Raw genomic sequence first — 26,172 nt, 5'->3', positions numbered from 1 at the left:
ATCATAACCGCCAGAACTGAATGCCGTTCTTTTTCAACTCCCCGGGGTCAAGGATGGCCTTGACGTCGATCAGGCAGCCTTCGGCATTTAAGAGATCCGCATATTCCCGGATGCGCATCTCTTTATAGGCTGTATGCCCCACCGCCAGGATCACCGCATCCAGGCCTTTAAGCACATCCCAGGGGGAGAGGACGATCCCGTAGGCGGCCCGGGCCTCTTCCGCATCCGCCAGGGGGTCGTGGACCATGGGGATGATGCCGTAGGATTCCAGTTCCTCCACGATACCGGTCACCCCGGTATTCCGCAAATCCGAACAGTCCTCCTTGAACGTGAGGCCCAGTATAGCAATCCGCGCCTTTTTAATGTTACCGCAGATTTGGGTCATCAGTTTGACGGTCTTCTCCGCGATATATTTGCCCATGTTGTCATTGATGCGGCGGCCGGCCAGAATGACTTCCGGGTGGTATCCGGCAATTTCGGCCCGGAAAGTGAGATAATAGGGGTCCACCCCGATGCAGTGCCCGCCCACCAGGCCGGGGCGGAAGGGAAGAAAATTCCATTTGGTGCCGGCGGCTTTTAACACATTCGTGGTATCAATGCCCAGTTTGTCAAATATCACGGACAGCTCGTTCATCAGGGCGATGTTTAAATCCCGCTGGGTGTTTTCAATCACCTTGGCCGCCTCAGCCTCCTTAATGCAGGTGGCCGCATAAGTTCCCGCCGTAACGATTGATCCATACAAATCCACGACCAGCTCCAGGGTCTCGTCACTGTCACCGGAAACCACTTTGGTGATCGTTTCCAGGGTGTGATCTTTATCCCCGGGGTTGATCCGCTCGGGCGAATAGCCCACATGAAAATCGATTTTCCAGTTGAATCCGGACTGCTCTTCCAGAATGGGGACGCAGACCTCCTCGGTGGTGCCCGGATAAACGGTGGATTCAAAAACCACGGTCGCGCCCTTTTTCATATGCCGGCCCGCGGTCTCGGTAGCCCCGATGAGCGGCCGCAGATCCGGCTGCCGGGCTTGATCAATGGGCGTGGGAACGGCCACAATGATGACGTCCGCCTCCCTTATCCGCTGGGGATCAGACGTATATTCGAGCTGTTCCGCTGCCCGCATCTGCGCCTCGGTCAGCTCGCCCATGGGATCGACATACTGTTTACAGCTCTCAATCAGCTTTTCCTTTAAATCATAGCCGATTGTGGCATACTGCCGGCCGAAAGTAACTGCTACGGGCAGCCCCACATAGCCCAATCCGATCACCGCAATCGTTGTCGCCTGTCTATCCATACTAAATATAGCCTTTCTTTCCCAAAAAGAGCAGAATTTCCTGTGCCGCCTCAACCGGCGTCATATCCGTGGTATCCACCCGGATTTCCGGAAGCGCCGGGGTTTCATAGGGGTCATCCACCCCGGTAAATCCCTTGATCAGGCCGGCCCGGGCCTTGGCATACATCCCTTTGCGATCCCGCTTCTCGCATTCCTCGATGGGGGTGGACACATGCACCTCGATGAACCCGCCGTATTCCTCGATTACCCGCCGGATTTCATCCCGGGTATACTGGTAGGGGGCGATGGGCGCGCAAATGGCGATGCCCCGGTTCTTGGTGATTTCGCTGGCCACAAACCCGATGCGCAGAACGTTTATATCCCGGTGCTCTTTGCTGAAGGAGAGCTCGCTGGAGAGATTGCGGCGCACGATATCGCCGTCCAAGAGGGTTACCGGCCGATCCCCGATTTCTAAAAATTTGGAGTAAATCACTTTGGCAATGGTCGATTTGCCGGCACCGGACAGTCCGGTTAAAAACACGGTAAACCCCTGGCGCCGCGGCGGGGGATAGGCCTTCTGCAGCTCGGTGATCACCTCCGGGAATGTGGCCCATTCCGGAATCCGCCGGCCTTCCCGGATTCTTTTGCGGATATCCGTGCCGTTTAAGGAAATCCTCTGGCTGCCCTCGGGCACGCGATCCACGGACCGGTATTCGTCCTCGAAGGGAAGATAGACCATTTCTTCAAACGGAATGATTTCCACCCCGATTTCTTCACTGAATTCCGTGGCCACGCACCTGGCGCGGTCACATTCATAAAAAGGGTTGCCGTTTTTGTCCGGCCCCGGGCTGGCATGGTCATGGCCGACAATAAAATGCGTGCACCCGTAATTTCTGGCAATAATGCTGTCTAAAACCGCATCCCGCGGACCGGAAAGCCGCATGGCGAGCGGAAGCAGAGACAAGACATGGGAGTCCGGGGGATAATGATTGGCCACCGCCCGGTAGCAGCGCACCCGTGTGTAATGATCAAAATCGCCGGGCCGCGTCATGCCCACCACCGGAAGCAGCAGCAGATTGGCCCGGGCCTGACGCATGGCCTTGGTGGTCATCTCGAACTGGGGCCGGTGCAGTGGGTTTCGGGTCTGGAAGCCCACCACCCGCTGCCATCCGAGCTTGGCAAAAAAATGCCGAACCTCGGTGGGCGGCATGCGGAGCTGCTTGAAATCAAAATGAAGCGGGAGACTCACCACCTCCAGGCGCCCGCCCAGGTAATAGTCCCCGGCTTTGCTAAACAGATAGGCAACGCCCGGGTGGGAGGGATCCCGGGTTTCAAAAATTCGGTCAGCTTCCTTTTTCCGATCCACCGGCCAGATGTCCTCCACATGCATCACAGCCAGCATAAAGCCCTCCGGATCACGCAGGGCAACAGATTGGCCGGCCTCCAAATTGGAGGCGATGGATTCGCTGACATCCAGGCAGATGGGCATCGGCCACAAGGTCTGATCCTGAAGCCGCATCCGGTCAAGGACCGACTCGTAATCGGCCCGCACCATGAATCCTTCAAGCGGAGAGAAGCCGCCGATGGCCAGCAGCTCCAGGTCGCATAGCTGACGGTCGTTTAAACTAACATCCGGCAGATCCTGGGCGATTTCCTTGAGAAGCTCGGCCCGCTCCTCATCAACCCGCAAATCCACCAGACTGCCGCCGTGTGCATCGTAAATGGTATCACTCATAGGGAAATTTCTCTTTATTCATCGCGTCCGTTGCTTACAATAAACCATGGGTTTTTCAAATCTTCCTTATTATACCGCAAAGGCTCTCCCGTATCATGACGATAGATCCGGGCGCCGGCGGTTTCCGCGATCACCTGGCCGGCTGCGGTGTCCCATTCCATGGTGGGCCCGAGCCGGGGATAAATATCCGCCTTGCCTTCCGCGATCTGGCAGAATTTGAGAGAGCTGCCGGCGGAGACAAACGCCACATCCCCGTGAATCCGCTTCTTCTCCTCCACAAAGGCCTCCACCTCAGGGGTCAGGTGCGAGCGGCTGCCGACGATTTTATACGTCCCGGCGGGGTCAATTTCCACCTCAAGCCGTGCTGCCGTTTCAATCAGGCGGTCCACATCCGTATCGGTTTTGACGGCTTCCGGCGTCTCGATCTTCACCCGATATGCGCCCCGGCCAAATACGCCGAAATACAAAAGGGATAAAACCGGCACATAGATAACGCCCATTACGGCCATATGGTTTTCCACCAGGGCGATATTGATGGTAAACTCCCCGTTTCTTTTAACAAACTCCTTGGTCCCGTCCAGGGGATCAACAATCCAGAGCCGCTCCCAGTCCTTCCGGTCTTTATAGGCGATGTCTTTTCCTTCTTCGCTTAAAACCGGGATATCGGTTGGCTCCAGGGCCTGGCTGATAATTTCGTGGGCCCGGGTGTCCGCCAAGGTGAGCGGCGAGTGATCCGATTTCTCGATCACTGAAAAATCCTTGTTATAGACGTCCAGGGCCGCAATGCCGGCTGATACCGCAGCCTTCATCATAACGGGCAGATATTGTATCATAAGACCTCGAATTCAATGGCTGTTAAATGTGTCCTCCATAACCAATTGCTTTTTCTAAGTCAATATCAATGAGTATTTAATCACGGCTAATTTGTTCTAACCGCAAAATTCATACCCCCGGTCCTGTTAACGCTAAGGTTGGGATTCGTTTTCTGCGCTATCGGGATCGAAATCGGGATCGAAATCGCTATCGGGATCGAAATCGATGCTGTAGACTTCCTGATCCTCTCGAACTTGGTATCCTCTTCCGCCGAGACGGCTGAGCATCGCGGCCATACGGTCGAGTTCATCCTTGCGGTTCCGGCTTTCCATCTTGTCCAGCGCCTTGCCGACAACCAGCACATCTTGAATCGCCGCGCACTCAAACGCGGAGCCACGAACGATTTCGAAATAACGCCTTCGGTCGGCTTCCGCGGTCTTGCCATTACCTTCGGCGATATTGAGCGGTATCGACTGGCTGGCCCGAAGCCATTGATCCCGGGCGGGCCGATAAACTCCGTTCAGGCTGTCGGCCTTCTCGTAAACCCATGCAACGTAGCCTATTGAAAGGCGATAGATGTCCAGTTTTTCGTGTCCAAGGGTCATATTTTTTTCGATCCCGATCCCGATAGCGATTTCGATTTCGATTTGGATCTGGCCCGAAGCCATTGATCCCGGGCGGGCCGATGGACTCCGTTCAGGCTGTCGGCCTTCTCGTAAACCCATGCAACGTAGCCTATTGAAAGGCGATAGACGTCCAGTTTTTCGTGTCCAAGGGTCATATTTTTTTCGATCCCGATCCCGATAGCGATTTCGATTTGGATACAGAACAAATTAGCCCTGAGTATTTAATAGTCGTGGTAGCAAAAAGCGCCGTATTGTGTTATGTCTCAAAATTAATGGGATTAATAACACAGGATCAGGGGAAATCAAATATGGATTCCAGGCGGAAGCAGACATTCAACTCGGTTTACAGCGGCAGGGGCTGTTACTATGGCCTGGACGTGCGGCCGGAATTTTCTGAGTATTTTCAAAACAAGGACCTATCCGGACAGACAGCCATCGATCTGGGCTGCGGCGAGGGGCGTTACGCTCTTTATCTGGCAAAAAAGGGATGCCGCGTGCTGGGTGTGGACCGATCCCGCACCGGCGTTGAAAAGCTTGAAAAAATGGCTGAAGCGCAAAATCTGCCGATAATCGCGCAAACGGCGGATATCGCCGAGGTTGATCCGGCCCCGGCCTCGACCGATATTATTGTGGCCGCCACCATTCTGGACCACCTGGAGGGCGAACTGCGGCGGCGCGCCATAAACGGCATCAAATCAGCGCTTAAACCGGGAGGCATCCTTTATGCCAATGTGTTTACCGTGTCCGATCCTGGCTACAAGCTCAAAAAACGCGGCGGGAATGATCAGGTCCTCTTCGATGTAAGCGAAACCGCCGCGGGCATTGCCCATTACTTTGCCAAAGAGGAACTGAAAGCCGTTTTTAAAGATTTTTCAGTAATCACCTACCATGAAACCGTGGAGCCGGATCATTCCCACGGTCGGCCCCATTTTCACGGCTGGGCCTGCCTGCTGGCCCAGAAGCCGGGCGCCTGAATTTCAGAATTTCATGCCGCACTCTTTGAGGCCGGCGATGCCGGGGGCGACACTCACCGTATCCTCGATACCCTCGGATGCCAGATCGAGCTGGGCTTCATAGGATCGCACGCCGGTATTGCAGACCAGGATCAGTTTCTTGTCCTTAGGGACCTCATCCATCCGCCGGCGCAGTTCATCATGGGGAATGCTCTTCCAGACATCCGGGTATTTCTCCTCAAACGGTTCAGCATCGGCCTTGGCCCGGCAGTCCAGGAACATGCAGCCGTTTTTGTCGTCATCCAGCCAGCATTCCGTGAATTCATCCGGGTTAAGCGGCTTGAATCGGCCCTCAATAAAGTTTTCCGCCGCATTGCCCACCGCATTGACGATATCCATGGCTGAGGCGAACGGCGGAGAGTACGCCAATTCCAGATTACTGATATCGTCCACCGTGGGGTTGTATTGAAGGATGGTCGCCACGGCATTGACCCGGGCGAACATGCCGCTTTCCACGCTGCCGAATCCCTGGATGCCCAGGACGCGACGGGTCTGCTTATCGAATACCAGCTCAAGGTATATGATTTCTTTTTCCGGATAAAAATGGGCGCGATCGAACTGGGCCACATGGACGCTGCCCGCGTCAAAGCCTTCTTTAAGGGCGGTTTCAATGGTAATTCCGGCTCCGGCCAGGGCGCCGTCAAAAAGCTTGACCACGAAACTGCCGACACCGCCCTGAAAGCGCTTGTCTCCCCCGGCCATGTTAGTACCGATGACGCGTCCTTCGCGGTTAGCCATGGAACCCAGCGGGAAAAACCCGGGTTTTCCGGTAATTAAATGCGGAATCTGCACGCAGTCGCCGCCTGCATAAATATCCGGGTCCGAGGTTTGGAGCCGGTCATTGACCACCAGAAATCCCTGGGGCGACACGTCAAGCCCGGCATCTTTGGCCAGATCGGTATTGGGCTCAATGCCAACGGCCATAATCACCAGATCCGCCTCAAGCGTCCGCTTGTTGGTCTTAACCGCTTCAACCTTTTCCTCGCCTTCGATGGCTTCTACGGATTCAGACAGATAAAAGGTGACCCCGTTATCTTCCATCCGGTTCTGGGCCATCTTGGCCATGTTGCCGCTGACAAATCCCGGCATGATCTGATCACAGTATTCCACCACCGAGGTTTCAATCTCCCACATATCTGAAAGGGCTTCCGCCATTTCCAGACCGATAAAGCCGCCGCCGATCACCACCGCCTTTTCCGCCTGACCGGAGACGATCATCTCCTTTATCTGCATGGCGTCATGGAGATTGCCGACCCGGTATATGTTCTTTAAGCCCTGGCCGGGAAGATTCAGATTCTTCGGACGGGTGCCGGTGCCTAAAACAAGTTTGTCGTAGGGCATGTCCGATTCGGTTCCGTCCTTTTTGCGGATCCGGACCGTCTTGTTCTCCCGGTCAATTTTAAGTGCCCGGGTGCCGGGCATGGCATCAACGCCTTTGTCTTCTTTAAAGAATTTTTCATCCCGTACCATGTGGAAGCTGGTGGAGCGCAGCTGACTTTCATCGCTCACATCCCCGGAAATATAATACGGAATGCCGCAGCCCCCGTAGGAAATATATTCATCCGCATCGATCAGGGTGACATTGGCATCCGGTTTTAATCGCTTAAATCGGCAGGCCGCCTTGGAACCGACCGCAACCGCACCGATAATCAGTGTATTCATTGACATGAGTTGCTTCCTCCTTTTAAAAACACCGCTTGACGGCTTCCTGAAAATCCTGTTGGGCCGCCAAAGGTCGATCTTTTATAAAAAACATGAAATGAATGATATAAGCATAAGCTCAAAACATTAAATATAGGATCTTCATCATAATTTGGCAAGATCAATTTTGGTGGCTTTGGTAAAAAAAGGCACTGAGGCACTGAGGTTTGTATAACATTGAACCGTGAACTGTGAACCGTGAACCGTGAACCGTGAACCGTGAACCGTGAACTGTGAACTGTGAACTGTGAACTCAAAGGCATTTGGCGGATGCGCTGTCGCTTATCCGCCCTACTGATTCGTACTATTTTTCAGGCGGGCACGGTGGCCCGCCCTACGAATGGGGAAAAACCCGATCCATCGTAGGGTCGGCCACCGTGCCGACCATAAATTCTTGATTTCATTAACCTAATACCTAATACCCAAAACCTAAAATCCGTGAAGTTACTTAAAAGGCTGGATGCGCCCACCTTTATGCCGGGCTTACCGATTCGCCGATCCACTCCAGGAATTCCGGATTGCCGTTGCTGACCGGCAGGCAGACCACGCAGGGGCAGTCGTAGCTGTGCTTGTTCTGAACCATTTCAATCAGTTCCGGAGTGCGGGCGGCAGTGGTTTTGGCGATCAGCACGACTTCTGTATCATGCTGGACTTCGCCCTCCCATTCAAAAATCGACTGCATGTTGTCGATGACATTTACGCAGGCCGCCAGTTTATTGGCCACCAGTTCCTTGCCCAGGGCAAAGGCTTCGTCCTTGCTGCCGGCGGTCATATAAACCATGTTTATCGCTTCCATTACACCCTCCTTTTTTACTCGCCTTTTTGCCATGATACGACCATCTCAACCTGCGGCCGGCTTTCCGGAGACGGCAGGTCGATAAAATCGATCTGGTTCCTTAATTCCGCAATCCGGGCAATCAAATCATGGCCGGCGGCATAACCGTGCCGGGCCAGATAACAGCCCACCACCGTCCCCGTTCTGCCGATGCCGCCCATACAGTGAACATAGACCGGGAGGCCGTTTGCGATAGACTCATCAATGAGATCAAGAATCCGGACCATGCCGTTTCGCATGGGTATGGACCGGTCGATGATGGGCTTCCGGGAATACCGAATCTCTAAATTTAATACCTCGGATATTTCGGTGAGCTTAGCGGAATAATCCGCCAATACGCTCATGCCCGGAATCCACTCTTCGGCTTCGGTCAAATCTATAAAATGGCGGATGCCGTGATCAACGATTCGGGAAAGAAGCTCGGCGCAATCCTCTGCGGCATAGAAGCAGGGGTGGCATCCGGCCAGAAACGAATCGGGAAATACCCAGTAAGCGCCGCTGAACGGCACCTTAAGATCTTTTGTGTTGTCAAATGCAGACATGAGTGAGAGCGTTCCTCCGGACAGATTTTCTTCAGCCTTTGGCAAAAAAATCCCGGATCATCGACAGGGTAAGCTCCGGTTTTTCCATAGGGATTAAATGGCCCGCGTCTTCCACCAATTGGTAGGTGCCGTTTGCAAACATGGCCGCCGCCTTTTGAAAATCGATTATACCTTTATTTTCCGTATGCTCGCCCTCCAGCACCAGCACCGGGCAGATGACGTGCGGCATCACCGGCCAGGGATTGTAGCTCATGCCGCCCATGAAAAGCGCCGCCTCCCGTCGCGGGTGGCAGGCCAGCTCAAGACCGCCCGCATCCGAGCCTATCATGCCATACCGGACATAGAGCTCCAGCATTTCATCGGTCCAGTTCTGAAAAAGCGGCTTGGATCGCAGGTATTGCCTCGCCTCTTTGGTATCCTCCCATCCGTTTCTGCGCTTGATGGACTTGCCGGCCAGAGGATGCTCATCCACCCGGATCTCAATATTATAGAACTCCCGGGGCAGAAAGATCGGCTCAATCAAAATGATGCGGCGGGCGTTGATACCCAATTTGCCGCAGCCCAGCGTAATCACCGCCCCGCCCATGGAATGGCCCACAAGGTAAGGGGAATCCAGGCTCAGCGCATTTAAAAATTTCGCCAGATCCTCGGCCAGCAGCAGCCAGCTGAATCCGCCCTGCTCCGGGTCTGTCTCCCGATGATCGCAGAAATACGGGCAGTAAATTTGATATTTACCACTCAACGCCCGGGCTATGGGATGCCAGAGCCAGGGATTAAAGCCCGTGGCATGCAGCATGACCAGGGGCTCGCCCTCGCCCGGGTAGTAAAGATAGCCGATCTCGCTGTCACCGATATCAATGCTTGCCTGCAGTGGTATTACATCTTTCACGGTGGCCAACCCCTAAAACTCGAACTTTTCCGGCGGACGCCGCTCCGGCACATATTCATGCGGAATTTTCTCCGCGTTCCACTCCCTGGATACATACAAACCGCAGTAGCAGGAGCCGTATTCCTTGACATCCGGTTCACGGTAGACGCAGGGGCACATGATGTCCTTGTCCTTTTCCTTATCCCCGGCGGCCAGCCGGCAGGGGCAGACCATGTATCCGTATCTCTCCTTGTTGACCAAAAGCGAGTTCAGCAGATCCATGACAAGGTCTGTGTCCTTGTTAAAATAATAACCCTTGGGTTCCTGGACTTTTCTCAACTGTTCGTATAGCTGTTCTGCATTCATGATAAGCCGAGGGCCTCCTTGATTTGTTTTTCCTTGAACCCGACGACAACCTGATCGCCGATTTTGATAGTCGGAAACGAGCACTTGGGATTTAACTTTTTGATATCCTCAAGAATTGCCTTTCTTTCCTCGCTGTCAAGCAGATCCACATCCACAAAGTCATATTCCACATTGCATTCATTGAGAAATTTCTTGGTCGATTTGCAGTGGCTGCACGTGCTTAACGTGTAAATATAAACATCCGGTGTCGTCATCGTGCGCTTCTCCTTGTCGTTTAACGGTTTATTCGAATGAAACCACAATTTCATCGTAGGATTTCCGCCATTTCGGCGGTATCAGGGTCTTGTCCGACCGGAAATACCCCACCGCCAGCAGCAGCGGAATCCAATAACTTTCCGGTATATTGAATTCCTTATGAACCTTGGCCATATCAAAACCATCCATGGGGTGCGTGTCAAGCCCCAGACTTTTGGCGGCCAACATCAGGGCCATGGCAAAAAACCCGGTATTCTTGCACGCATAGGCCACCTGCCGGGCCTCTGAGGCGCCGTAAATCGATTCACAGACCCCGTCAAACCATCCGCGCTTTCCTTCGTCCATCAAGCCGGCCTTTACCAGCTCGCTGAAATTTTTTTCAACAAACGGATGCCCCGGTTTCCATCCGGCGGTATCAGCCAGCACGATCAAAGTCACAGGGGCCTCGCTGACCTTGGGCTGGTTCCATGCATGCTGCTGAAGCCGCAGCTTTTCTTCTTTATCCCGGAGCACCATCAAGCTCCACGGCTGCAGATTGAAGCCCGAGGGCGCCTGAGCAGCCAATTCAACCATTTCCCGCAAAAGCTCCGCCGGCACATCCTTGTCCGGATCAAAAAAATTCACCGCCCGCCGACCGTAGACAACATCCCGAAACTCCATTCAAAACGCTCCTTTCTCGGGGTTGCCGGCAATTCAGCGAAATTTATTGCCAGCTCCCTTGTATTGGAATTAACTTGTCGTAATGTTAAGAATTAATCTACTACTATATAATAAAAGGCCATCTGCAGAAAAGCAAATCTATATGCAAACTTCGAAAGAATGCGTCATTGTCCTTGCCAAAGCCCCGGTGGAAGGGCAGGTCAAGACCCGGCTGGCGGCGGATATCGGTCCCAAAGCGGCAGCCGGCCTGTACCGGGCGTTTGTTGCCGACCTTCTGCAAATGCTTGGCAAAACCGATTATTCAATTCATGTGCATTTTACGCCATCTGATGCGGAGCTTCAAATGAAACAATGGCTGGGCAGCGCCTATGAGTTTGTCCCCCAGGCGGATGGGGGCTTGGGCGAACGAATGGCGGCTGCTTTCAAGCATGGGTTTTCAAATCATTTCAGCCGGGTCCTGCTTATAGGCGCGGATTTTCCGGACCTGCCGGCCTCTTTTATCCATGAGGCATTTAATACGCTTTTAATCAATGAAGCCGTCCTCGGCCCAAGCCATGACGGCGGCTATTACCTGATTGGCTTCAACCGGGAGGGATTTGTCCCCGGGGTGTTCACGGATATTGCGTGGGGCACTGCGCATGTATTTTCCGACACCGCGCAACTATTTGAAGTCAATAACACCTCTGTTCATTATTTGGCCCGGTGGTGGGATATTGACACGTATACGGATCTAATGGATTTTATCCAGCGGCAAAAAAATGCCAGCGGCCATGTAGCAGCCGAAACCACCCGGTTCATAAATGAACTGGGGTTATCGCATGTCAATACCAGAGCCCCGCTATGAAAACGCCTGACATATCCATTATCATCCCGGTGTTTCAAGAAGAAAAGACTATTTGTGAGACGCTTGATACGCTAAGAAAGCTAAATGATGATGCCGCGGCGGAAATCATTGTGGTGGACGGTGATCCGCAAAAAACAACCATTCGGGGAATAAGCGGACACCCCGCGATAAAAACCCTTGCCGCTCCTAAGGGCCGCGGCCGCCAGATGAATGCCGGCGCAGATATTGCGCGGGGAGAAATCCTTTTATTCCTCCATGCAGACACACGACTGCCCGAAGGTGCCCTTGCGCGGATTCGCCAGGCAGTCAAAGACCGAAATATTGCCGCCGGTGCGTTCGAACTGGGAATTGATGCCCCTGGCCCCGCGTTTCGGATAATTGAACGGATGGCGTCCTGGCGCTCGCGCCTGACGCGGATACCCTATGGGGACCAGGCGATTTTTATCAAGCACCCGTTGTTCCGGGAGTTAGGCGGATACCGGCCTCTTTCAATCATGGAAGATATTAATCTGATGCAGCGGATTAAGGAATCCGGCAGCAAAATCAAAATTATTCGGCAAAAAGTTCATACATCCGCCAGGCGCTGGGAAAAAGAGGGGGTACTTGCCTGCACCCTGAGAAACTGGGTGCTGTCAAGCGCCTACTACCTGGGGGTGCCGCCGGAAAAACTCAAAAGATATTACACCTGAACTCCAAAAAAACGGCCCGAAGGCCGTTTTTTTGAAAGCTCTTTAATCTATTAATCCATTCGCCAACCCATTAACCGGGTACGGAATACGGGGCTGCCTGGCCGATATAATCGAGCGTATCGCTGTATTTGCTCCGCATATCTACATGCGCATCCTCGATTTCTTTCTTTTGCGGGCTCCATTCAGATGGACACTCATGTTTTAACTCGGCAACTTTATCTTCCAAATCCTGAATGATCATTTTCATGTCATTGAAATTGGCCCAGACCTTTTCTTTTTCCCCCGTACCTAACTGATCCGCCCGGGATACCACGTCGAACAGCTTGGCTTTCCATGCCGTCAGCTCTGCTTCCATACCATTGCAAAAATCTCTTACGTCCATAATCTCCTCCTTCTTCTTCATTTTTCTGTTTCGGTTAACAAACGCGTCGGTATCTGTTTAACATAACGCAAAACAGATGCCACTCTGATGTGCTCTCACGATCCCTGCATTTTACATTCCTGATCCCACTCCGGGCAGGCATCCTTCATTTCCGCCGTATATTTTTTCATGCATTCAGTGCATTCCATCTCGACATTCGGCACATCGCCGAATCGTTCCAACATCTCTTCGCGGCTCAGATGGGAAACCGCGCTGCAGCCGCATTGGGGACATGTCGTTTGGACTTGGTACCGATCTTTTTTTGCCATGCGTCAAATCCTCCTTTTAATTATAATAATGTATTTAAACGCTGTTTCAAACGCATAGAGCAATTTTTCAGGTAAAAACAGCAGCAACAGACATGTCTCATGAATTACACGAATTATCGGACATGGATACCATAACCGCCACCAGCAGACAGGGCGCCATTTTCGGGAAACGGCTGATTTCCCCACCGGCATGCCTGAAAATATTTTCAACTGCTGTCTCAAATATTTGGCTGCCGGTCATTCTAGACAATCTTACCAATCCAAGCGCGGCACCGGATGCGGCCGATGGGGTCACATTGTCGATGAGATCCTTTACCTGAAAGGCGATATGCGGATCATAGGATTGGGGGGTTAAGTAAACCAGCCCGGTAGCGGTATCCACGAAATCGGATAAAAACCGATGCATGAGCGCTGTTGCCCACTCCAAAAGCCAGGGCTGGGAGCCGGCTTCATAAAGATCAATCAGCCCGTTGATTAAAAATGCATAGTCATCAGCCAGCGCCTTGATCCCGGCCTCCCCTTCCCGCCAGCGGCGGTAAAGCTGCCCGGACTCCGGGACGTACATATTATTGTAGATGAAATTAACGGATTTTTCAGCGGCTGCCAGATCCTCCGGCGAATCAAAAACCGTTGCCGCCCGCGCCAGGGCGGAGATCATAAGCCCGTTCCAGGCAGCGAGTATCTTGTCATCCAGATGCGGCCGCGGCCTGTTTAAGCGATCCTGAAACAGCCGCTGCCGGGCATCAGCTACCAACTGCCGGGCCTCAGCCTCGCTTATCCCCGTATAATCCGCTCCCTCTTTTATGGAACGGATTTGATGAAGGACATTTCGGCCCTTGAATTCACCGAACGGATCCTGGCTCACATTGCCGTCTTCCCGAATATCAAACAGGTAGCAGAATAGATCTGCCGCCTGTTTATTCATGCTGTTTTCCAGAACCTTTCGGACCTCTTGATAGGGCCAAACATAAAAGGCGCCCTCGCGCTTGGCCGGATGTTCACCGTCTGCATCCGGCGGCACGCTGTCCGCATCCTCGGCAGAATAAAAGCCGCCGTCCGGATGGGACATGTCCCGCAGCACATAATCGATGCTCTGCCTTGCAACATCAGCATAAAGCGCGTCACCGGTTTTCTGATAGGCGCTGATATAAACGGATATCAGCTGGGCGTTGTCATAGAGCATCTTTTCGAAATGCGGCACATGCCAGTTCGCATCTGTGGCATACCGATGAAAACCGCCGCCCAGGTGATCATAGATGCCGCCATAGGCCATGGCATCCAGGCTTGACTTGACCATGGCAAGGGACTTTTCATTAAGCTTTTCATCCTGGGAATTCTCTCCGAAAAAGCCATTAAAGGTGAGTAAAAACTCTAAAATCGGCGGCATGGGAAATTTCGGGGCATTGCCGAATCCCCCGTTTTTCGGATCATAATCTTCAGCAAAAGCCTTTGCCGCATCCTTTATCATATTCAGGGAGATATCGGTTTCGCTGCCTTTAGCGGGCGGATCCGACAAATGCTGCTTCAGGCGCCGGACAATGGCATCCGCCGAGTCCTCTAATTTTTTCCGCTGCTCCGGATCCGTCCAGGCCTTATAAACCTGAGCTAAAATATCCGGCCAGCCCGGCATATACCGCCTGGACTGCGGCGGAAAATAGGTGCCGCCGAAAAAGGGTTTTGCCTCAGGGGTTAAAAATACATTCAGGGGCCAGCCCGCCGATCCGGTCAAAGACGAAACCGCGGTGATGTACAGGGCGTCGATATCCGGACGCTCCTCACGATCCACCTTGATACACACGAAATACCTGTTCATCAGTTCCGCAATTTCCGAGTCATCAAAGGACTCTTCAGCCATTACATGGCACCAGTGGCAGGTTGAATATCCAATGGATACCAGCAAGGGCTTATCCTCATTATGAGCCCGTTCAAAGGCCTCTTTGCCCCATGCATACCAGTTTACCGGCTGATGCGCATGCTGGATCAGGTAGGGACTTTTTTCATTAATCAGGCGGTTATATGCCGTATATTTCTTCTCTTCGGTCATAATCTAAACCCTGCTGTCTCATTTGCCGAAGCTGTATTTAATTTTCGTACAGCTCTTCCTGCAGCCATTGCTTAACGCGGCCGTCTATCGCATATACGCCCTTGTTGTGGCCGATAGAGTCCAGAAACCACTCTTTCACATCCGCCGGCATTCCAATCTCGGCAAGCTCTTCAGCCTTTTCTGAGTTTCGCCGGATCAGGTAAATAACCGGCTCTGCATCCCATGCGTATACGACGAAATAATTGGAAAAATCATCCTTGGATCGAATGACGTAGCCGTGGGCCCAGTTATTGCCCCATTCCAGGTACAAAGTAACCGCCTCCTCCGGAGTCATATCCCAATCTATTGAATATATCAGGTTTTTCTGCTTCTTAAGCTCATCAATTTGCGTCATCATAAGTCGCTCCCCTTTCCCCTTAGACTAATATTGATATCTGTTTACGCAAACATCTACATTCCCAAATAATGCACAGCTCATGCCAAATCCGTAAAAACGTTCAGCGCGACCGCGGGGTATTTATGCGCTAAGTATTTCCCCCGGGCCGTTTGCCCGGGACCCAGGATTTTAAAATGCCGGTTTGCCAAACAGGCTGTATGGGATTAGGTTTATTATGCTTATCCGGCTGCCCGGTGTATGAATCTTTTTTGGCATCCCCTTTGCAGCTTTGGATGAGTTATTGAAACATTTAAACCATATTTGATACATAAATGTTTCAAATATATGATTCAAATTATGCCGAGATGATCAAAGAGGCTTGCAGGCAAACAACCCATTTCTTTAAAAAATACATAATGACGCGATTTTTGAAGATTTCGGCTTGAATTTTTGGTGGTGAGTCTTATACTACATTGTGGCATGGAGTTTGAATAATGTATCATTAAAATAAACCTCATCCGGGCTTCATTAGGGTGCGGATGATTCAAGCCAACCATAACAGCAAATAACAGGAGGATATATGCCAGACAAATCCAGGGATGCAGGCAAAGAAAAAAAAGAAAAAAAGGTTTTGGATTTAAAAGACGTCACCATTTGTGATGCGACCGCCCAAATGCTGGACAAAGCCAGAAAAGATGGCGTGGAAACGGCCTTCGATCGCGCCGCCAGCATGAAAGCGTGCCCGATCGGTGCGGATTCCGCATGCTGTAAGCACTGCTCAATGGGCCCATGCCGGCTGAATGCCAAAGATCCATACAGCAAAGTCGGTGTATGCGGGGCCACCATTGATACCATTATGGCAAGAAACTTCGGCCGAATGGTGGCTTCCGGCGCGGCTGCCCATACTGACCACGGGATGTCCATGCTGGATGTTTTTCGGGAGGTGGTAAGCGGCAAAATTACCGACTACAAGGTGAAGGACACCATTAAGCTGGAGGCTGTAGCCCGCAGCGTTGGGATTGAAGTGGAGGGCAAAGACCCCGAGGAAATCGCCCGGGAACTCTATGAAGAACTTGAGCGGACTTACACGCAGGTTGATGGCGAAATCCCGTTCATGAAGCGGGTGCCGGCAAAGACCCTGGAAACATGGCGGAAACTCGGCATCGTTCCCCGGGGTGCCATGCGGGAAATCATGGAACTTATGCACCGCACCCACATGGGCGTTGATCAGCACTATGAAAACATTACGCGCCAGTGCAGCCGCACAGCCCTTTCGGACGGCTGGGGCGGCTCCATGGTGGCCACCGAAATTTCCGATATCCTCTTCGGAACCCCGGTGCCCGTGGCAGCGGATGTAAACATGGGTGTTTTGAAGGAGAACATGGTCAATATCATTGTCCACGGCCATGAGCCCAATCTGTTTGAATCCATGCTGGAATCAGTTAATGCGCCGTCCCTGATCGAGGAGGCCAAGGCGGCCGGTGCGGACGGCATCAACCTGGTCGGCATGTGCTGTTCCGGGGCTGAAATGCTCTCCCGGCATGGGGTGCCGCATGCAGGCAACTTTATGTCCACAGAGGCAATACTCGTCACCGGCGCGGTGGACTCAATGGCGGTGGATGTCCAGTGCATCAAGCAGGGACTGGCCAAGGTGGCCGAGTGCTATGGAACGTATCTGTTTACCACCAACCCGCGCTGCCACATAGAGGGGGCGCAGCACATCGAGCTCCATGAGCATACGCCCAAAGAAACCACTGATGAAATCGTCATTAAATCGATTTCGCGGTTTAAAAACCGGAATATGCCGGTTCAAATCCCCAAAATTACCAATACCGGGATTCACGGGTTTTCCCATGAGTACATCAATTATATGCTGGGCGGCTCCTTCCGGGGCAGCTACACCCCGTTAAACGACAACATTATAAACGGCCGCATCCGCGGCGTGGCCGGCGTGGTCGGCTGCACCAACCCACGGGTAAAGCATGATTATGTGCATGTGGAGCTTGTCAAGGAACTCATCAAAAACGACGTGCTGGTGCTTCAGACCGGATGTTCGCAGATATCCCTGGCCAAAGCCGGGCTGCTCACGCCTGAGGCCGCCTACCTGGCCGGTCCCGGCCTGCGGGAGGTCTGCGAAGCAGTCGGTATGCCCCCGGTGCTCGGTATGGGTTCCTGCGTGGATAACAGCCGAATCCTGATTGCGGCCACGGAAATGGTGAATGCCGGCGGCCTTGGCGAAAGCATGGCGGATCTGCCGGTTGCCGGTGCCGCACCGGAATGGATGAGTGAAAAAGCCATCTCCATCGGGCACTATTTTGTCGCATCCGGCGTATACACGGTATTCGGCGTGACCTTCCCGATTGTTGAAGAAACCAAATTCCATGACCTGCTCTTCAGCGGCCTGGAACAGCAGGGCCTCGGCAAATGGGGATATTCCCCGGATCCAAAGGAAATGGCTGCCATGATGGTCGCCCATATCGACAAAAAACGAAAAGAGCTGGGCATTGACAAGGCCCGGGAGCGCGTGCTGGTGGATATGTCCGACCGCCGCGAAATGGCCTAAGCGATTGCTGCTGTAAAATTAAGACCGCAGACCAACAACACCATAAACACGGTGAATTTGTTCTGGCGAACAACCCAATAACCATGGGGTTGTTCGCATGTTTGGTCGGCACGGTGGCCGACCCTACAAAATGTCGGTATTGTCGCGTAGGGCGGGCCACCGTGCCCGCCTGAAAAATAGATAGAACAAATTTACCGTGAACCATAAATTTACCGTGAACCATAAAAGGGGGGATTGATATCCCCCCTTATTTGTTCTATAAGTCGGTGTATGAGCGAATACATCACCCACGCGCAGTCCGGTCGCTCCGTCGGCCGGGTTGAAAAAAAATATTTTACCTTTGCCGAACCGCCCCATGAGATGGTGTTAGACAGCGGCCGCCGGCTCGGGCCCATTACCATTGCCTATGAAACAGTGGGCCATTTAAACGCGGATAAACGCAATGTCATTTTAGTGCTGCATGCGCTGACCGGAGATTCCCATGTGGCCGGCTATTATTCGGAAAACGATGACAAGCCCGGCTGGTGGGATAACATGGTGGGGCCAGGCAAGGGAATTGACACGGATAAATATTTTGTCATCTGCTCCAATGTTCTGGGCGGGTGCATGGGCTCCACCGGTCCGGCCTCCATTAACCCGGAAACCGGAAAACCCTATGGGCTGGATTTTCCCATGGTCACCATCGCTGATATGGTTCGGGCCCAGAAAGCGCTGCTCGACCACCTGGGCATAAAAGAGATACTCTCCATGACCGGCGGCTCCATGGGCGGCATGCAGGTATTGCAATGGTGCTTACAATACCCTGAGATGGTGAACTCCGCCATCCCCCTGGCCACCACCATGCGGCATTCGGCCCTGGCCATTGCCTTCAACGAGGTGGCCAGGCAGGCCATCATCGCAGACCCGAACTGGCATAACGGCAACTACTATGACGGCCCGCAGCCGAACCTGGGCCTGTCCGTGGCCCGCATGATCGGGCATATCACCTATCTCTCTGATGAGGCCTTGCGGCGGAAATTCGGCCGGCGGCTTCAGAACCGGGAGGACCTGTCTTTTAATTTTGACGGCGATTTCCAGGTGGAAAGCTATCTCCGGCACCAGGGGGCCAAATTCGTTGAACGCTTTGATGCCAATTCGTTTCTTTACATCACCAAAGCGGCCGACTATTTTGATCTCACCCGGCAGGGGCATCAGACATCAGCCGTGGATGCCTTTGCCCGGGCGCTGGCCCGTTTTCTGGTGATCTCCTTTACATCGGACTGGCTCTATCCAACCTACCAGTCCCGGGACATGGTAAAGGCCATGAAAAAAAACGGGCTGGACGTGAGTTTCTGCGAAGTTGAAGCCGAATGGGGCCATGATGCGTTTCTGCTTCCAAATGAACGGCTTTCCAATCTGATCAGCGGATTTATCGACAGTGTCTATGAACAGCTTACATAGCACCGCGGTGCGCTATGACCTGCAAATCATCGCCTCCTGGATCAAGCCCGGCTCTAAGGTGATCGGCCTGGGCTGCGGCGAGGGGGAACTGCTGCAGTATCTCAAGCACGAGAAACAGGTTAAAGAAACCGGGGTTGAACTTGTGGAATCCCGGGTGGCGGAGTGTATCAACAAAGGGCTTACGGTCATTCAGGGCGATATCAACGAAGAAATCCACGATTACGCGGATGATGCGTTTGATTACGCGGTTTTAAGCCAGACCCTGCAGCAGGTCTACGAACCCCTGACGCTGGTGCACGAAATGCTTCGGATCGGCCGGAAGGTGATTGTCAGCTTCCCGAATTTCGGGCATTGGTTCGTCCGCCTGCAGCTCTTGTTTACCGGCCATGCCCCGATCACCCCGCAGCTGCCCTATCAGTGGTATGAAACGCCCAACATCCGGGTGCTCTCCATTAAGGATTTTCGGACATTCGCCAAAGAGGTGGGGTTTAACATCCTGAAAGAGGCCACCATTAATACGGACCGGGAGGATAAAACCGGCAATTATGTTGCGTTCATGCCGAATTTGCGGGCAACATACGGGATTTATCTGATCAGCCGCTTAGACAGTCAATAGGAAAGAAATATGGGCAAAGGCTACGTCATACTCGGTGAAACCACGGACTATTTAACCGGCGAAACCATCGCGCTGACCCATGATGAGCAGGCCAGGCAAAAAATTGTCCGCTATCTGGTTGAAGAAAAGGGGTATCAGAAAAACGAACTCACCCCGCGCCTGGAACTGCCGGTCACTGTAGACGGCAACACCGGCCATGCGCGGATTGATTTCCGTATCCGCATAAACGATACGGTGTATGCCATCGTGATATACGGGCCGGGCTCGCTGGTGTCCCGCCAAAAGCCGGCCATTGCCGCTGCCTGCCTGATCGAGCCCTACACGGTGCCGGTCACCATTGTGACAAACGGAATTGATGCGCATGTGCTGGATACGGATACCGGCAAAATGATTGGCGAGGGATTTGCCGCCATCCCATCCAGAGACGCCGCCATTGCGGCATTAAAAACCGCAGATCTGAAGCCGGTCACGGAAAAGCGGCGGGAAAAAGCCCGGCGGATTCTGTATGTCATGGATATTCTGACTGAAAAAGAATGTGATGATTCCTGTGAATACTGTGAATAGTGACAGCCAAAATTATCGGGAAGAGCCGATTACGGTATATGAAGACAATATCCGGCAGACGGTCAGTGAAGCCATAATCATTGAAGAACCGCTTTCCATTCGTATCGACGGGTCCTCCTACTCCCTCGTCATGCGCAGCCCGGGAGATGAAAAGGCCCATGTGGCGGGTTTCTGCCTTTCTGAAGGCATTATCGATCATGCCCGGGATATACGGGAGCTTAGCTTCTGTACCGAAGACGGCGTAAATGTGGCCACGGTTTTGCTGACCCCGGAGAGACGGGAAAAAATCGCGGATATCCTGGACCGCAAAGGCTTTATCAGCCAGACCAGCTGCGGCATCTGCGGAAAGGAGATGGCCGCAGACATCCGCCAGATCCTCACCCCTGCCCCGAATAACTGCCGCTTTTCAACTGCGGCGATGTTTCACGCCATCAATATGCTGCCCGAGTATCAGACGCTTTACAAAAAAACCCGCGGCGCCCATGCGGCCATGATATTTGATAAGGCCCTCGCCCCCCTTTCCTTTGCCGAGGATGTGGGGCGGCACAACGCTCTGGACAAAGCCATCGGCCGGACGGTAATCGATGACAGGCTCCATGAGGCCGTTTTCGGGGCCATGTCCTCGAGACTCAGCTATGAGCTGGTCCAGAAGGCCGCCCGTGCGAGGCTGGAAGTCTTGATCGGCATCTCCCGGCCTACCGCCCTGGCCATTGATCTGGCCCGATCCGTCGGCATGACCTTAGCCTGCACCAAAAATCAAAAACTCATGATTTTCTGCGGTCAGGACCGGGTTTTTGCAGACTGACAGGAGCTCTTCGATTGCCGTTTAAAGAAATCCCGGGCCTTCCCGGAAAAGTCTACATACCAGAGCAAAGCCCGGATGCGCCCAAAAAGCATAGCTGCCCGGACTGCTTTTGCTGCCAGATGTGCAGCGACAGCCGATGCCGGGTCTGCCGCCGCCAGCATATCTACAGCCGGGGCCAAAATTCCGAAAACGTTTCGCTATCCCCCGGCAGGCCCTTTATCGTTTTAAAAAACATCACCGTCCGAACCGGGGAAAAACCATTTTTTAAAAACTTAAGCTGGGAGATCCTTGCGGATCAGCACTGGGCTGTTATCGGCCCCACAGGCGCCGGCAAATCGCTTCTGGTAAAGGCCATTCAGCGAAAAGTCCCCCTGGCAGACGGAGTTATCCAATACTACTTTGATGGTCAGGCTTCCGGCAAATCCCGCGCGCGCGGGTATCTGGAGCGCGGGGAAATCCTACGCGCGGCGATTGAAACTCATGAAACGGAGAGTTTCCATCAGGCCCGGTGGCACAGTGCGGAAACAGAAGCCTCGGCCAGGGTCAGCGACTACCTGAACCCGGCGAATATTCAAAAACACTCACCCTATGAAATCATTGGCCATCAAACCGATGCCCCCGCCTCACTTGAAAGGCGGGATATGCTGCTTGAGCAGATGTCCGCCCGGTACCTGCTCAACCGGCGGATGATCCATCTGTCCAACGGGGAATTCCGGAAAATAAAAATTATCCGGGCCCTGATGCAGTCCCCCAAACTGCTCATCCTCGAAAATCCATTGGCCGGCCTGGACAGCGCCTCCAGAAAGGCGATGGATCATGTTCTGGAAAAGCTTCTGGCATCGTTTGATACGAAAATAATGCTGGTCACATCGGCAGCGGCGGATCTTCCGGCCGGCATTACGCATGCGCTATGCATCTCTGACAAGCAGATACTGGCCAAAGGCAAAAAAGACAGCGTACTCAGCAAGTCCTGTATGCAAGCGGTTTTTGCCGGGAATCAGTGCGGAAACAATAACCCGATCAGACGCCTGCCCGCTCCTTTTAGACCTTTGAAAGCAGACGAGGCGCCGCTTGTGGTGATGAAAAAAGTCTCTATCCGGTATCAGGGCACAACAGTGCTCAAGGATATCACCTGGCAGATGCGTACCGGTGAGCACTGGGCCATATTGGGCCCCAACGGTGCGGGAAAAAGCACGCTGCTCAGCCTGGTATTGGCTGATAACCCGCAGGCCTATGCCAATGACATCAAATTATTCGGCAAAACCCGGGGGTGCGGGGAAAGTATCTGGGAAATCAAACGGCATATGGGCTGGGTGGCGCCGGAACTCCAGCGCGCCTACAGCCGTGGATTTTCTTGTTTGCAGGCGGTCTGCTCAGGCTTTTTTGATTCCATAGGCCTCTACCAGAAACCGGATCAAGAGCAGCTTGATGCCGCAGCCGAATGGATGCATGCCATGGGCCTGGATCATCTCCCGGGCCATCTTTTTCACTCGGTTTCTGAAGGGGAGCAGCGCCTGGTGCTAATCTGCCGGGCGCTGGTGAAGCGCCCGCAGCTCTTGATACTTGACGAGCCCTGCCTGGGCCTTGATAATTGCTATCGCGGCCGTATCATTAATCTCTTGGATGGCCTGTGCCGTCAGGGAGCCGCCCAGCTTTTATACGTCACCCATCGGCTGGCGGAGCTGCCGGATTCAATCACGCATGTGCTTAAACTCGAAAACGGGCAAATCACCGCCAAAGGCAGACGTGAACAGATGCTTGCCGAATCCTCACCGGCAAACTGGCAGTATCAGAATAAGTTGAAATAACAGATTATATTATAAATAAGGAAGACGTCTGTATCCATGGATATTCGCAGTCAAATCAAAGGCCCGCTTCAATCCGCCGCAAACGACAGAACCATCGCCGATGTGCGGATCGGTCTGGGATACACCGCGGTCATGCTGGATAACGGCCAGACCGGGTTGGGGTTTACGTTTCACCGGGACATGCCCGAGCGCTGCAGTCTGTTTACCGGTGTCTTGCCTCTGGAAGGCCGGCCGGCATCAGAAGTGCTCGATTTTATCATCTCTTCGAAAAAGATTGAAACCGCGGTGGGCATGGCCACAGCCAATGCGCTGGCCAACACTCCCAGTGAGCGCCACAGGGATGGCGATATACTCGATTTTATTAAGCCATGATCTTCGTCCTTCATTCAGAAGTATTGTTCAATCGGAATTTGGGGTTTATTTATCAGGGAAGCTATAGTAAATTAAATATTTTAGCGGATCTGTGGCCCCGATACAGAACGACACCGGAAAACATAATTACGCCTAAATTGAAAATCCCGGAGGGTTTCAAATTTTTGAACTGAAAAATTATTCAATATCCTAAAATTAATTTAAAAATTAAATTTTCAAAAATTTGAAACGCTCAATTTAGGTTACGGTCGCATATCCTGCACCAACCACAAAGAACTCAAAAGACAAGGCGGGAACGATGGCGATTTATCGCATGGCGGACAGATGCAACCTTTGCATGCGGTGTGTAAGCGACTGCATATCCGGGGTCTGGCAGATAGAAAACGAGGAGCCGGTGGCGGCTCTCCCGGAACGGTGTAACCTGTGCAGCCATTGCGTAGCGGTCTGCCCCACGGAAGCGATCGTCCATGATAAGCTGGACCCCAGCCAGGTCCGGCCGATTGATAAAAACCGGATTGATCCCAATGCCTGCCGGGAAACGGTTATTACCCGCCGGAGTGTGCGGCAGTATCTAAAAAAACCGGTACGGCGCAAGACTGTACAAAATATCATCGATCTGGCCGGGTATTCGCCCACCGCCACCAACAGCCAGCATGTGGAATATACTGTGCTTACAGATCCGGCTCGATTAAACAAGGTGTCAGAAGAGGTGTTTGCCATTGGCCGAAAAATTTATGACTGGGCCCAAACCTCGCCCGGCAGAATGGTGTTTGGCGGCTTAAAGCTTTACCCGGCAATGGCGCGGCTGTTTGAAAAATACATTGACCCCATGGATGATTACATCGCCCAGATGGATGCCGGACGGGATCTGATCCTTCACAATGCGCCCGTCCTGATTTTAATCCACGCCCCGGCCCGCTCGTTTTTCGGCGCCGCCAACTGCAATATCGCGGCGACAAACATCATGAATTACGCCCACGCACTGGGCCTCGGCACCTGCATGATCGGTTTTGTCACCCTGGCCAGCCGGTTCAGCAAGCAGCTAACCCAAACTATCGAACTGCCCGAAGGCCGGAAAATCCATGCCAGCCTTGTGCTTGGGCACCCCAAATACGACTACAGCCACACGGTGTCCAGAAAAAAACCCGCTGTTCAGTGGATATCAAAAGAATAGAGTTTAGGGTCTTAAACTTTCAACGAATAATCAGAAGGAACCGCCTTGCGTCAAAAAAGCCTGAAACCCATTATCGGGACGTTGATCCTGCTGCTGCTGTTGGGGCTTGCCGCCCTCTATTATCTGTCACCGGACTGGATGGGCCGATCCGCCCTTGCCTTTGAACGATTCAGGGCGGGGATTGCAAAGCGGTCGCTTACCACGAATAATATACGATTCGCCTACCTTACGGGCGGCGATGGCCCGGTGATGGTGCTGCTCCACGGCTTTGGCGGCAACAAGGATAATTTCACCCGCCTGGCTGGCCGCTTAACCGATCATTATAAAATTATTATTCCGGATCTGCCGGGCTTTGGCGAATCGACGAGAAATCCGCAGTGGGATTACTCAATGCCCGCTCAGGCTTCAAGGCTTCACGACTTTATCACGGCCCTGGAGATCGAATCATTCCATCTGGCCGGAAATTCCATGGGCGGGGGCATTGCCACCGCATACGCCGCGCGGCATCCCGAGCAGGTAAAAAGCCTTTGCCTGATGGCCCCGGGGCATGTGAGCAGTGCGCCTCCTTCCGAACTTTTCCAAATGATAGAGAACGGTGAAAACCCATTTTTACTTGAAAATAGGGGAGACTACAGCGAATTAATGGAGATGGCCTTTGCTGAGGTGCCCTTTATTCCGCGTCCGATCCGCGTCTATATGGCCAAACAGATGCAGGCAGACAGGGGTTTTCTCGAACAGGCCATGGATAATATCCTGAAAAACCCCTATGCGGTGGAAAACCATATTCTGGACTATCCGGGGCCGGTTCTCGTCATATGGGGCAATAAAGACCGGATTCTGCACCCCAAAGGCGCAAATATTCTGGCGGCAAAAGCGCCGCGCATCAAAAAAGCCCTGATTGAAAATTGCGGCCATTTGCCCATGATTGAAAAGCCGAGAGAAACCGCGCGTCACTATCAAGCGTTTTTAAGTGTCATATGATTCACTCCTTGAGGTTATAGACTTAAACCGCCGGCGGATTTCCTCCAGGCGTTTGCGGTTTACTCCCAAATCCGAATACCCGGTCCGGGAGGCGGATTTCATATGAATCACATTGGCATCTTCAGGGAAGAAAAGCTCCACATCATCCACGAACCGGAATATGAGCGAGCGGAACTCCGCATGAATATAATTTTCCGAATCCGCAATCAGCCGGGATCGCTTCATGGATTGAATGACAGTGCGCATCGCCTTTTTGGCCGCCTCGCGCCTTCCCTCATAGGCAATCGGCTCAATCGCGTGCCTGGCGCCTTCTGCCATGGAAGACACACAGTTCGGTGAATCCGGGCAGGGCAAAAACCGGCCGTTGGTTAAACCGGTATCCGGCCTGCCGCAGCCGGATAGGATCAAAACAAGTCCCAAAAAGCTGATCGTTAATATACCAAGTGCGCTGAATCCTTTCATCGAATGACCCCCTGTCATGGATTTTTCATTCATACCCCAGTTCAGTATAAATTAATA

The 26,172-nt window shown here is 52.9% G+C and carries 29 protein-coding genes; 12 read left to right on the top strand and 17 right to left on the bottom strand.

From position 1 onward, the window contains the following. Window position 1: 1 nt before the first annotated feature. The 5 genes from U5L07_13240 to U5L07_13220 form a co-directional block, all read right to left on the bottom strand. The gene (locus U5L07_13240) at window positions 2-1,294 is read right to left on the bottom strand and encodes a nucleotide sugar dehydrogenase (protein MDZ7832713.1); all 1,293 of its coding nucleotides are present in this window, start codon (window positions 1,292-1,294) and stop codon (window positions 2-4) included. Window position 1,295: 1 nt separating this feature from the next. Then, a complete protein-coding gene (locus U5L07_13235; protein MDZ7832712.1) occupies window positions 1,296-3,008 on the bottom strand; it encodes a bifunctional sulfate adenylyltransferase/adenylylsulfate kinase in 1,713 nt (570 codons plus the stop codon). 14 nt (window positions 3,009-3,022) lie between these two features. Further along, window positions 3,023-3,841 carry a 3'(2'),5'-bisphosphate nucleotidase CysQ gene (gene cysQ, locus U5L07_13230; GenBank protein MDZ7832711.1) on the bottom strand — a complete coding sequence of 273 codons (819 nt, stop codon included), beginning with the start codon at window positions 3,839-3,841 and terminating at the stop codon, window positions 3,023-3,025. Window positions 3,842-3,973: 132 nt separating this feature from the next. After that, window positions 3,974-4,426: a four helix bundle protein gene (locus U5L07_13225; GenBank protein ID MDZ7832710.1), complete on the bottom strand. Its 453-nt coding sequence runs from the start codon at window positions 4,424-4,426 to the stop codon at window positions 3,974-3,976. After that, complete coding sequence (locus tag U5L07_13220; GenBank protein MDZ7832709.1) at window positions 4,423-4,653, bottom strand: hypothetical protein; 231 nt, start codon at window positions 4,651-4,653, stop codon at window positions 4,423-4,425. The genes U5L07_13225 and U5L07_13220 overlap by 4 nt, the downstream gene beginning before the upstream one ends. A 102-nt stretch (window positions 4,654-4,755) precedes the next feature. Between U5L07_13220 and U5L07_13215 the strand changes: the two genes are divergently transcribed. Continuing rightward, window positions 4,756-5,421: a class I SAM-dependent methyltransferase gene (locus U5L07_13215; protein MDZ7832708.1), complete on the top strand. Its 666-nt coding sequence runs from the start codon at window positions 4,756-4,758 to the stop codon at window positions 5,419-5,421. A gap of 3 nt (window positions 5,422-5,424) precedes the next feature. Here U5L07_13215 and U5L07_13210 read toward each other — a convergent pair whose 3' ends face one another. From U5L07_13210 to U5L07_13180, 7 genes are all read right to left on the bottom strand, one after another. Continuing rightward, on the bottom strand, window positions 5,425-7,128 hold the full coding sequence (locus tag U5L07_13210) for an FAD-dependent oxidoreductase (GenBank protein MDZ7832707.1): 1,704 nt from the start codon (window positions 7,126-7,128) through the stop codon (window positions 5,425-5,427). Between the two features lie 505 nt (window positions 7,129-7,633). Then, window positions 7,634-7,957, bottom strand: coding sequence for a divalent-cation tolerance protein CutA (gene cutA, locus U5L07_13205; GenBank protein ID MDZ7832706.1), 324 nt, complete (start codon window positions 7,955-7,957; stop codon window positions 7,634-7,636). Window positions 7,958-7,971: 14 nt separating this feature from the next. After that, the gene (locus tag U5L07_13200) at window positions 7,972-8,538 is read right to left on the bottom strand and encodes a protein-tyrosine phosphatase family protein (GenBank protein MDZ7832705.1); all 567 of its coding nucleotides are present in this window, start codon (window positions 8,536-8,538) and stop codon (window positions 7,972-7,974) included. Window positions 8,539-8,569: 31 nt separating this feature from the next. Next, window positions 8,570-9,427: an alpha/beta hydrolase gene (locus U5L07_13195; GenBank protein ID MDZ7832704.1), complete on the bottom strand. Its 858-nt coding sequence runs from the start codon at window positions 9,425-9,427 to the stop codon at window positions 8,570-8,572. A 12-nt stretch (window positions 9,428-9,439) separates the two neighbouring features. Then, window positions 9,440-9,772, bottom strand: a complete 333-nt coding sequence (locus U5L07_13190) for a ferredoxin-thioredoxin reductase catalytic domain-containing protein (GenBank protein ID MDZ7832703.1) — start codon at window positions 9,770-9,772, stop codon at window positions 9,440-9,442. Beyond that, on the bottom strand, window positions 9,769-10,026 hold the full coding sequence (locus U5L07_13185; GenBank protein ID MDZ7832702.1) for a glutaredoxin family protein: 258 nt from the start codon (window positions 10,024-10,026) through the stop codon (window positions 9,769-9,771). The genes U5L07_13190 and U5L07_13185 overlap by 4 nt, the downstream gene beginning before the upstream one ends. Before the next feature lie 28 nt (window positions 10,027-10,054). Beyond that, window positions 10,055-10,687 carry a nitroreductase family protein gene (locus U5L07_13180; protein MDZ7832701.1) on the bottom strand — a complete coding sequence of 211 codons (633 nt, stop codon included), beginning with the start codon at window positions 10,685-10,687 and terminating at the stop codon, window positions 10,055-10,057. 142 nt (window positions 10,688-10,829) lie between these two features. Between U5L07_13180 and U5L07_13175 the strand changes: the two genes are divergently transcribed. Then, on the top strand, window positions 10,830-11,531 hold the full coding sequence (locus U5L07_13175) for a TIGR04282 family arsenosugar biosynthesis glycosyltransferase (GenBank protein MDZ7832700.1): 702 nt from the start codon (window positions 10,830-10,832) through the stop codon (window positions 11,529-11,531). Then, a complete protein-coding gene (locus tag U5L07_13170; protein MDZ7832699.1) occupies window positions 11,528-12,220 on the top strand; it encodes a TIGR04283 family arsenosugar biosynthesis glycosyltransferase in 693 nt (230 codons plus the stop codon). The genes U5L07_13175 and U5L07_13170 overlap by 4 nt, the downstream gene beginning before the upstream one ends. A 70-nt stretch (window positions 12,221-12,290) precedes the next feature. Here U5L07_13170 and U5L07_13165 read toward each other — a convergent pair whose 3' ends face one another. From U5L07_13165 to U5L07_13150, 4 genes are all read right to left on the bottom strand, one after another. Then, entirely contained in the window at window positions 12,291-12,602 is a 312-nt protein-coding gene (locus tag U5L07_13165; protein ID MDZ7832698.1) for a hypothetical protein, read from the bottom strand. A 95-nt stretch (window positions 12,603-12,697) separates the two neighbouring features. Then, on the bottom strand, window positions 12,698-12,910 hold the full coding sequence (locus U5L07_13160; protein ID MDZ7832697.1) for a hypothetical protein: 213 nt from the start codon (window positions 12,908-12,910) through the stop codon (window positions 12,698-12,700). A gap of 97 nt (window positions 12,911-13,007) precedes the next feature. Next, the gene (locus U5L07_13155) at window positions 13,008-14,954 is read right to left on the bottom strand and encodes a thioredoxin domain-containing protein (GenBank protein ID MDZ7832696.1); all 1,947 of its coding nucleotides are present in this window, start codon (window positions 14,952-14,954) and stop codon (window positions 13,008-13,010) included. Between the two features lie 37 nt (window positions 14,955-14,991). Further along, window positions 14,992-15,351 (bottom strand): hypothetical protein, encoded by a 360-nt coding sequence (locus U5L07_13150; GenBank protein ID MDZ7832695.1) that lies wholly within the window; start codon window positions 15,349-15,351, stop codon window positions 14,992-14,994. Between the two features lie 559 nt (window positions 15,352-15,910). Between U5L07_13150 and cooS the strand changes: the two genes are divergently transcribed. From cooS to U5L07_13105, 9 genes are all read left to right on the top strand, one after another. Then, window positions 15,911-17,893, top strand: coding sequence for an anaerobic carbon-monoxide dehydrogenase catalytic subunit (gene cooS / locus U5L07_13145; protein MDZ7832694.1), 1,983 nt, complete (start codon window positions 15,911-15,913; stop codon window positions 17,891-17,893). Between the two features lie 270 nt (window positions 17,894-18,163). Next, the gene (locus tag U5L07_13140; GenBank protein ID MDZ7832693.1) at window positions 18,164-19,333 is read left to right on the top strand and encodes a homoserine O-acetyltransferase; all 1,170 of its coding nucleotides are present in this window, start codon (window positions 18,164-18,166) and stop codon (window positions 19,331-19,333) included. Continuing rightward, a complete protein-coding gene (gene metW, locus U5L07_13135; protein ID MDZ7832692.1) occupies window positions 19,317-19,949 on the top strand; it encodes a methionine biosynthesis protein MetW in 633 nt (210 codons plus the stop codon). Before U5L07_13140 ends, metW begins: the two co-directional genes overlap by 17 nt. A 9-nt stretch (window positions 19,950-19,958) precedes the next feature. Further along, entirely contained in the window at window positions 19,959-20,513 is a 555-nt protein-coding gene (locus U5L07_13130; GenBank protein ID MDZ7832691.1) for a type I restriction enzyme HsdR N-terminal domain-containing protein, read from the top strand. Continuing rightward, entirely contained in the window at window positions 20,497-21,318 is an 822-nt protein-coding gene (gene fdhD, locus U5L07_13125; protein MDZ7832690.1) for a formate dehydrogenase accessory sulfurtransferase FdhD, read from the top strand. The genes U5L07_13130 and fdhD overlap by 17 nt, the downstream gene beginning before the upstream one ends. A gap of 14 nt (window positions 21,319-21,332) precedes the next feature. Then, window positions 21,333-23,126, top strand: a complete 1,794-nt coding sequence (locus tag U5L07_13120; GenBank protein ID MDZ7832689.1) for an ATP-binding cassette domain-containing protein — start codon at window positions 21,333-21,335, stop codon at window positions 23,124-23,126. A 36-nt stretch (window positions 23,127-23,162) separates the two neighbouring features. Further along, window positions 23,163-23,498 (top strand): DUF4213 domain-containing protein, encoded by a 336-nt coding sequence (locus U5L07_13115; protein ID MDZ7832688.1) that lies wholly within the window; start codon window positions 23,163-23,165, stop codon window positions 23,496-23,498. A 298-nt stretch (window positions 23,499-23,796) separates the two neighbouring features. After that, complete coding sequence (locus U5L07_13110) at window positions 23,797-24,672, top strand: nitroreductase family protein (GenBank protein MDZ7832687.1); 876 nt, start codon at window positions 23,797-23,799, stop codon at window positions 24,670-24,672. Window positions 24,673-24,717: 45 nt separating this feature from the next. Next, entirely contained in the window at window positions 24,718-25,653 is a 936-nt protein-coding gene (locus U5L07_13105) for an alpha/beta hydrolase (protein ID MDZ7832686.1), read from the top strand. On the opposite strand, the gene U5L07_13100 is transcribed toward U5L07_13105, so the two are convergent. Then, window positions 25,639-26,115, bottom strand: coding sequence for a DUF1499 domain-containing protein (locus U5L07_13100; protein ID MDZ7832685.1), 477 nt, complete (start codon window positions 26,113-26,115; stop codon window positions 25,639-25,641). The genes U5L07_13105 and U5L07_13100 overlap by 15 nt on opposite strands. Window positions 26,116-26,172 lie beyond the last annotated feature (57 nt).

This window comes from Desulfobacterales bacterium (assembly GCA_034520365.1).
GTDB lineage: Bacteria > Desulfobacterota > Desulfobacteria > Desulfobacterales > Desulfosalsimonadaceae > M55B175.
The sequence above is the reverse complement of the archived record's forward strand: the minus strand, read 5'-3'. Positions and strand labels throughout refer to the sequence as shown.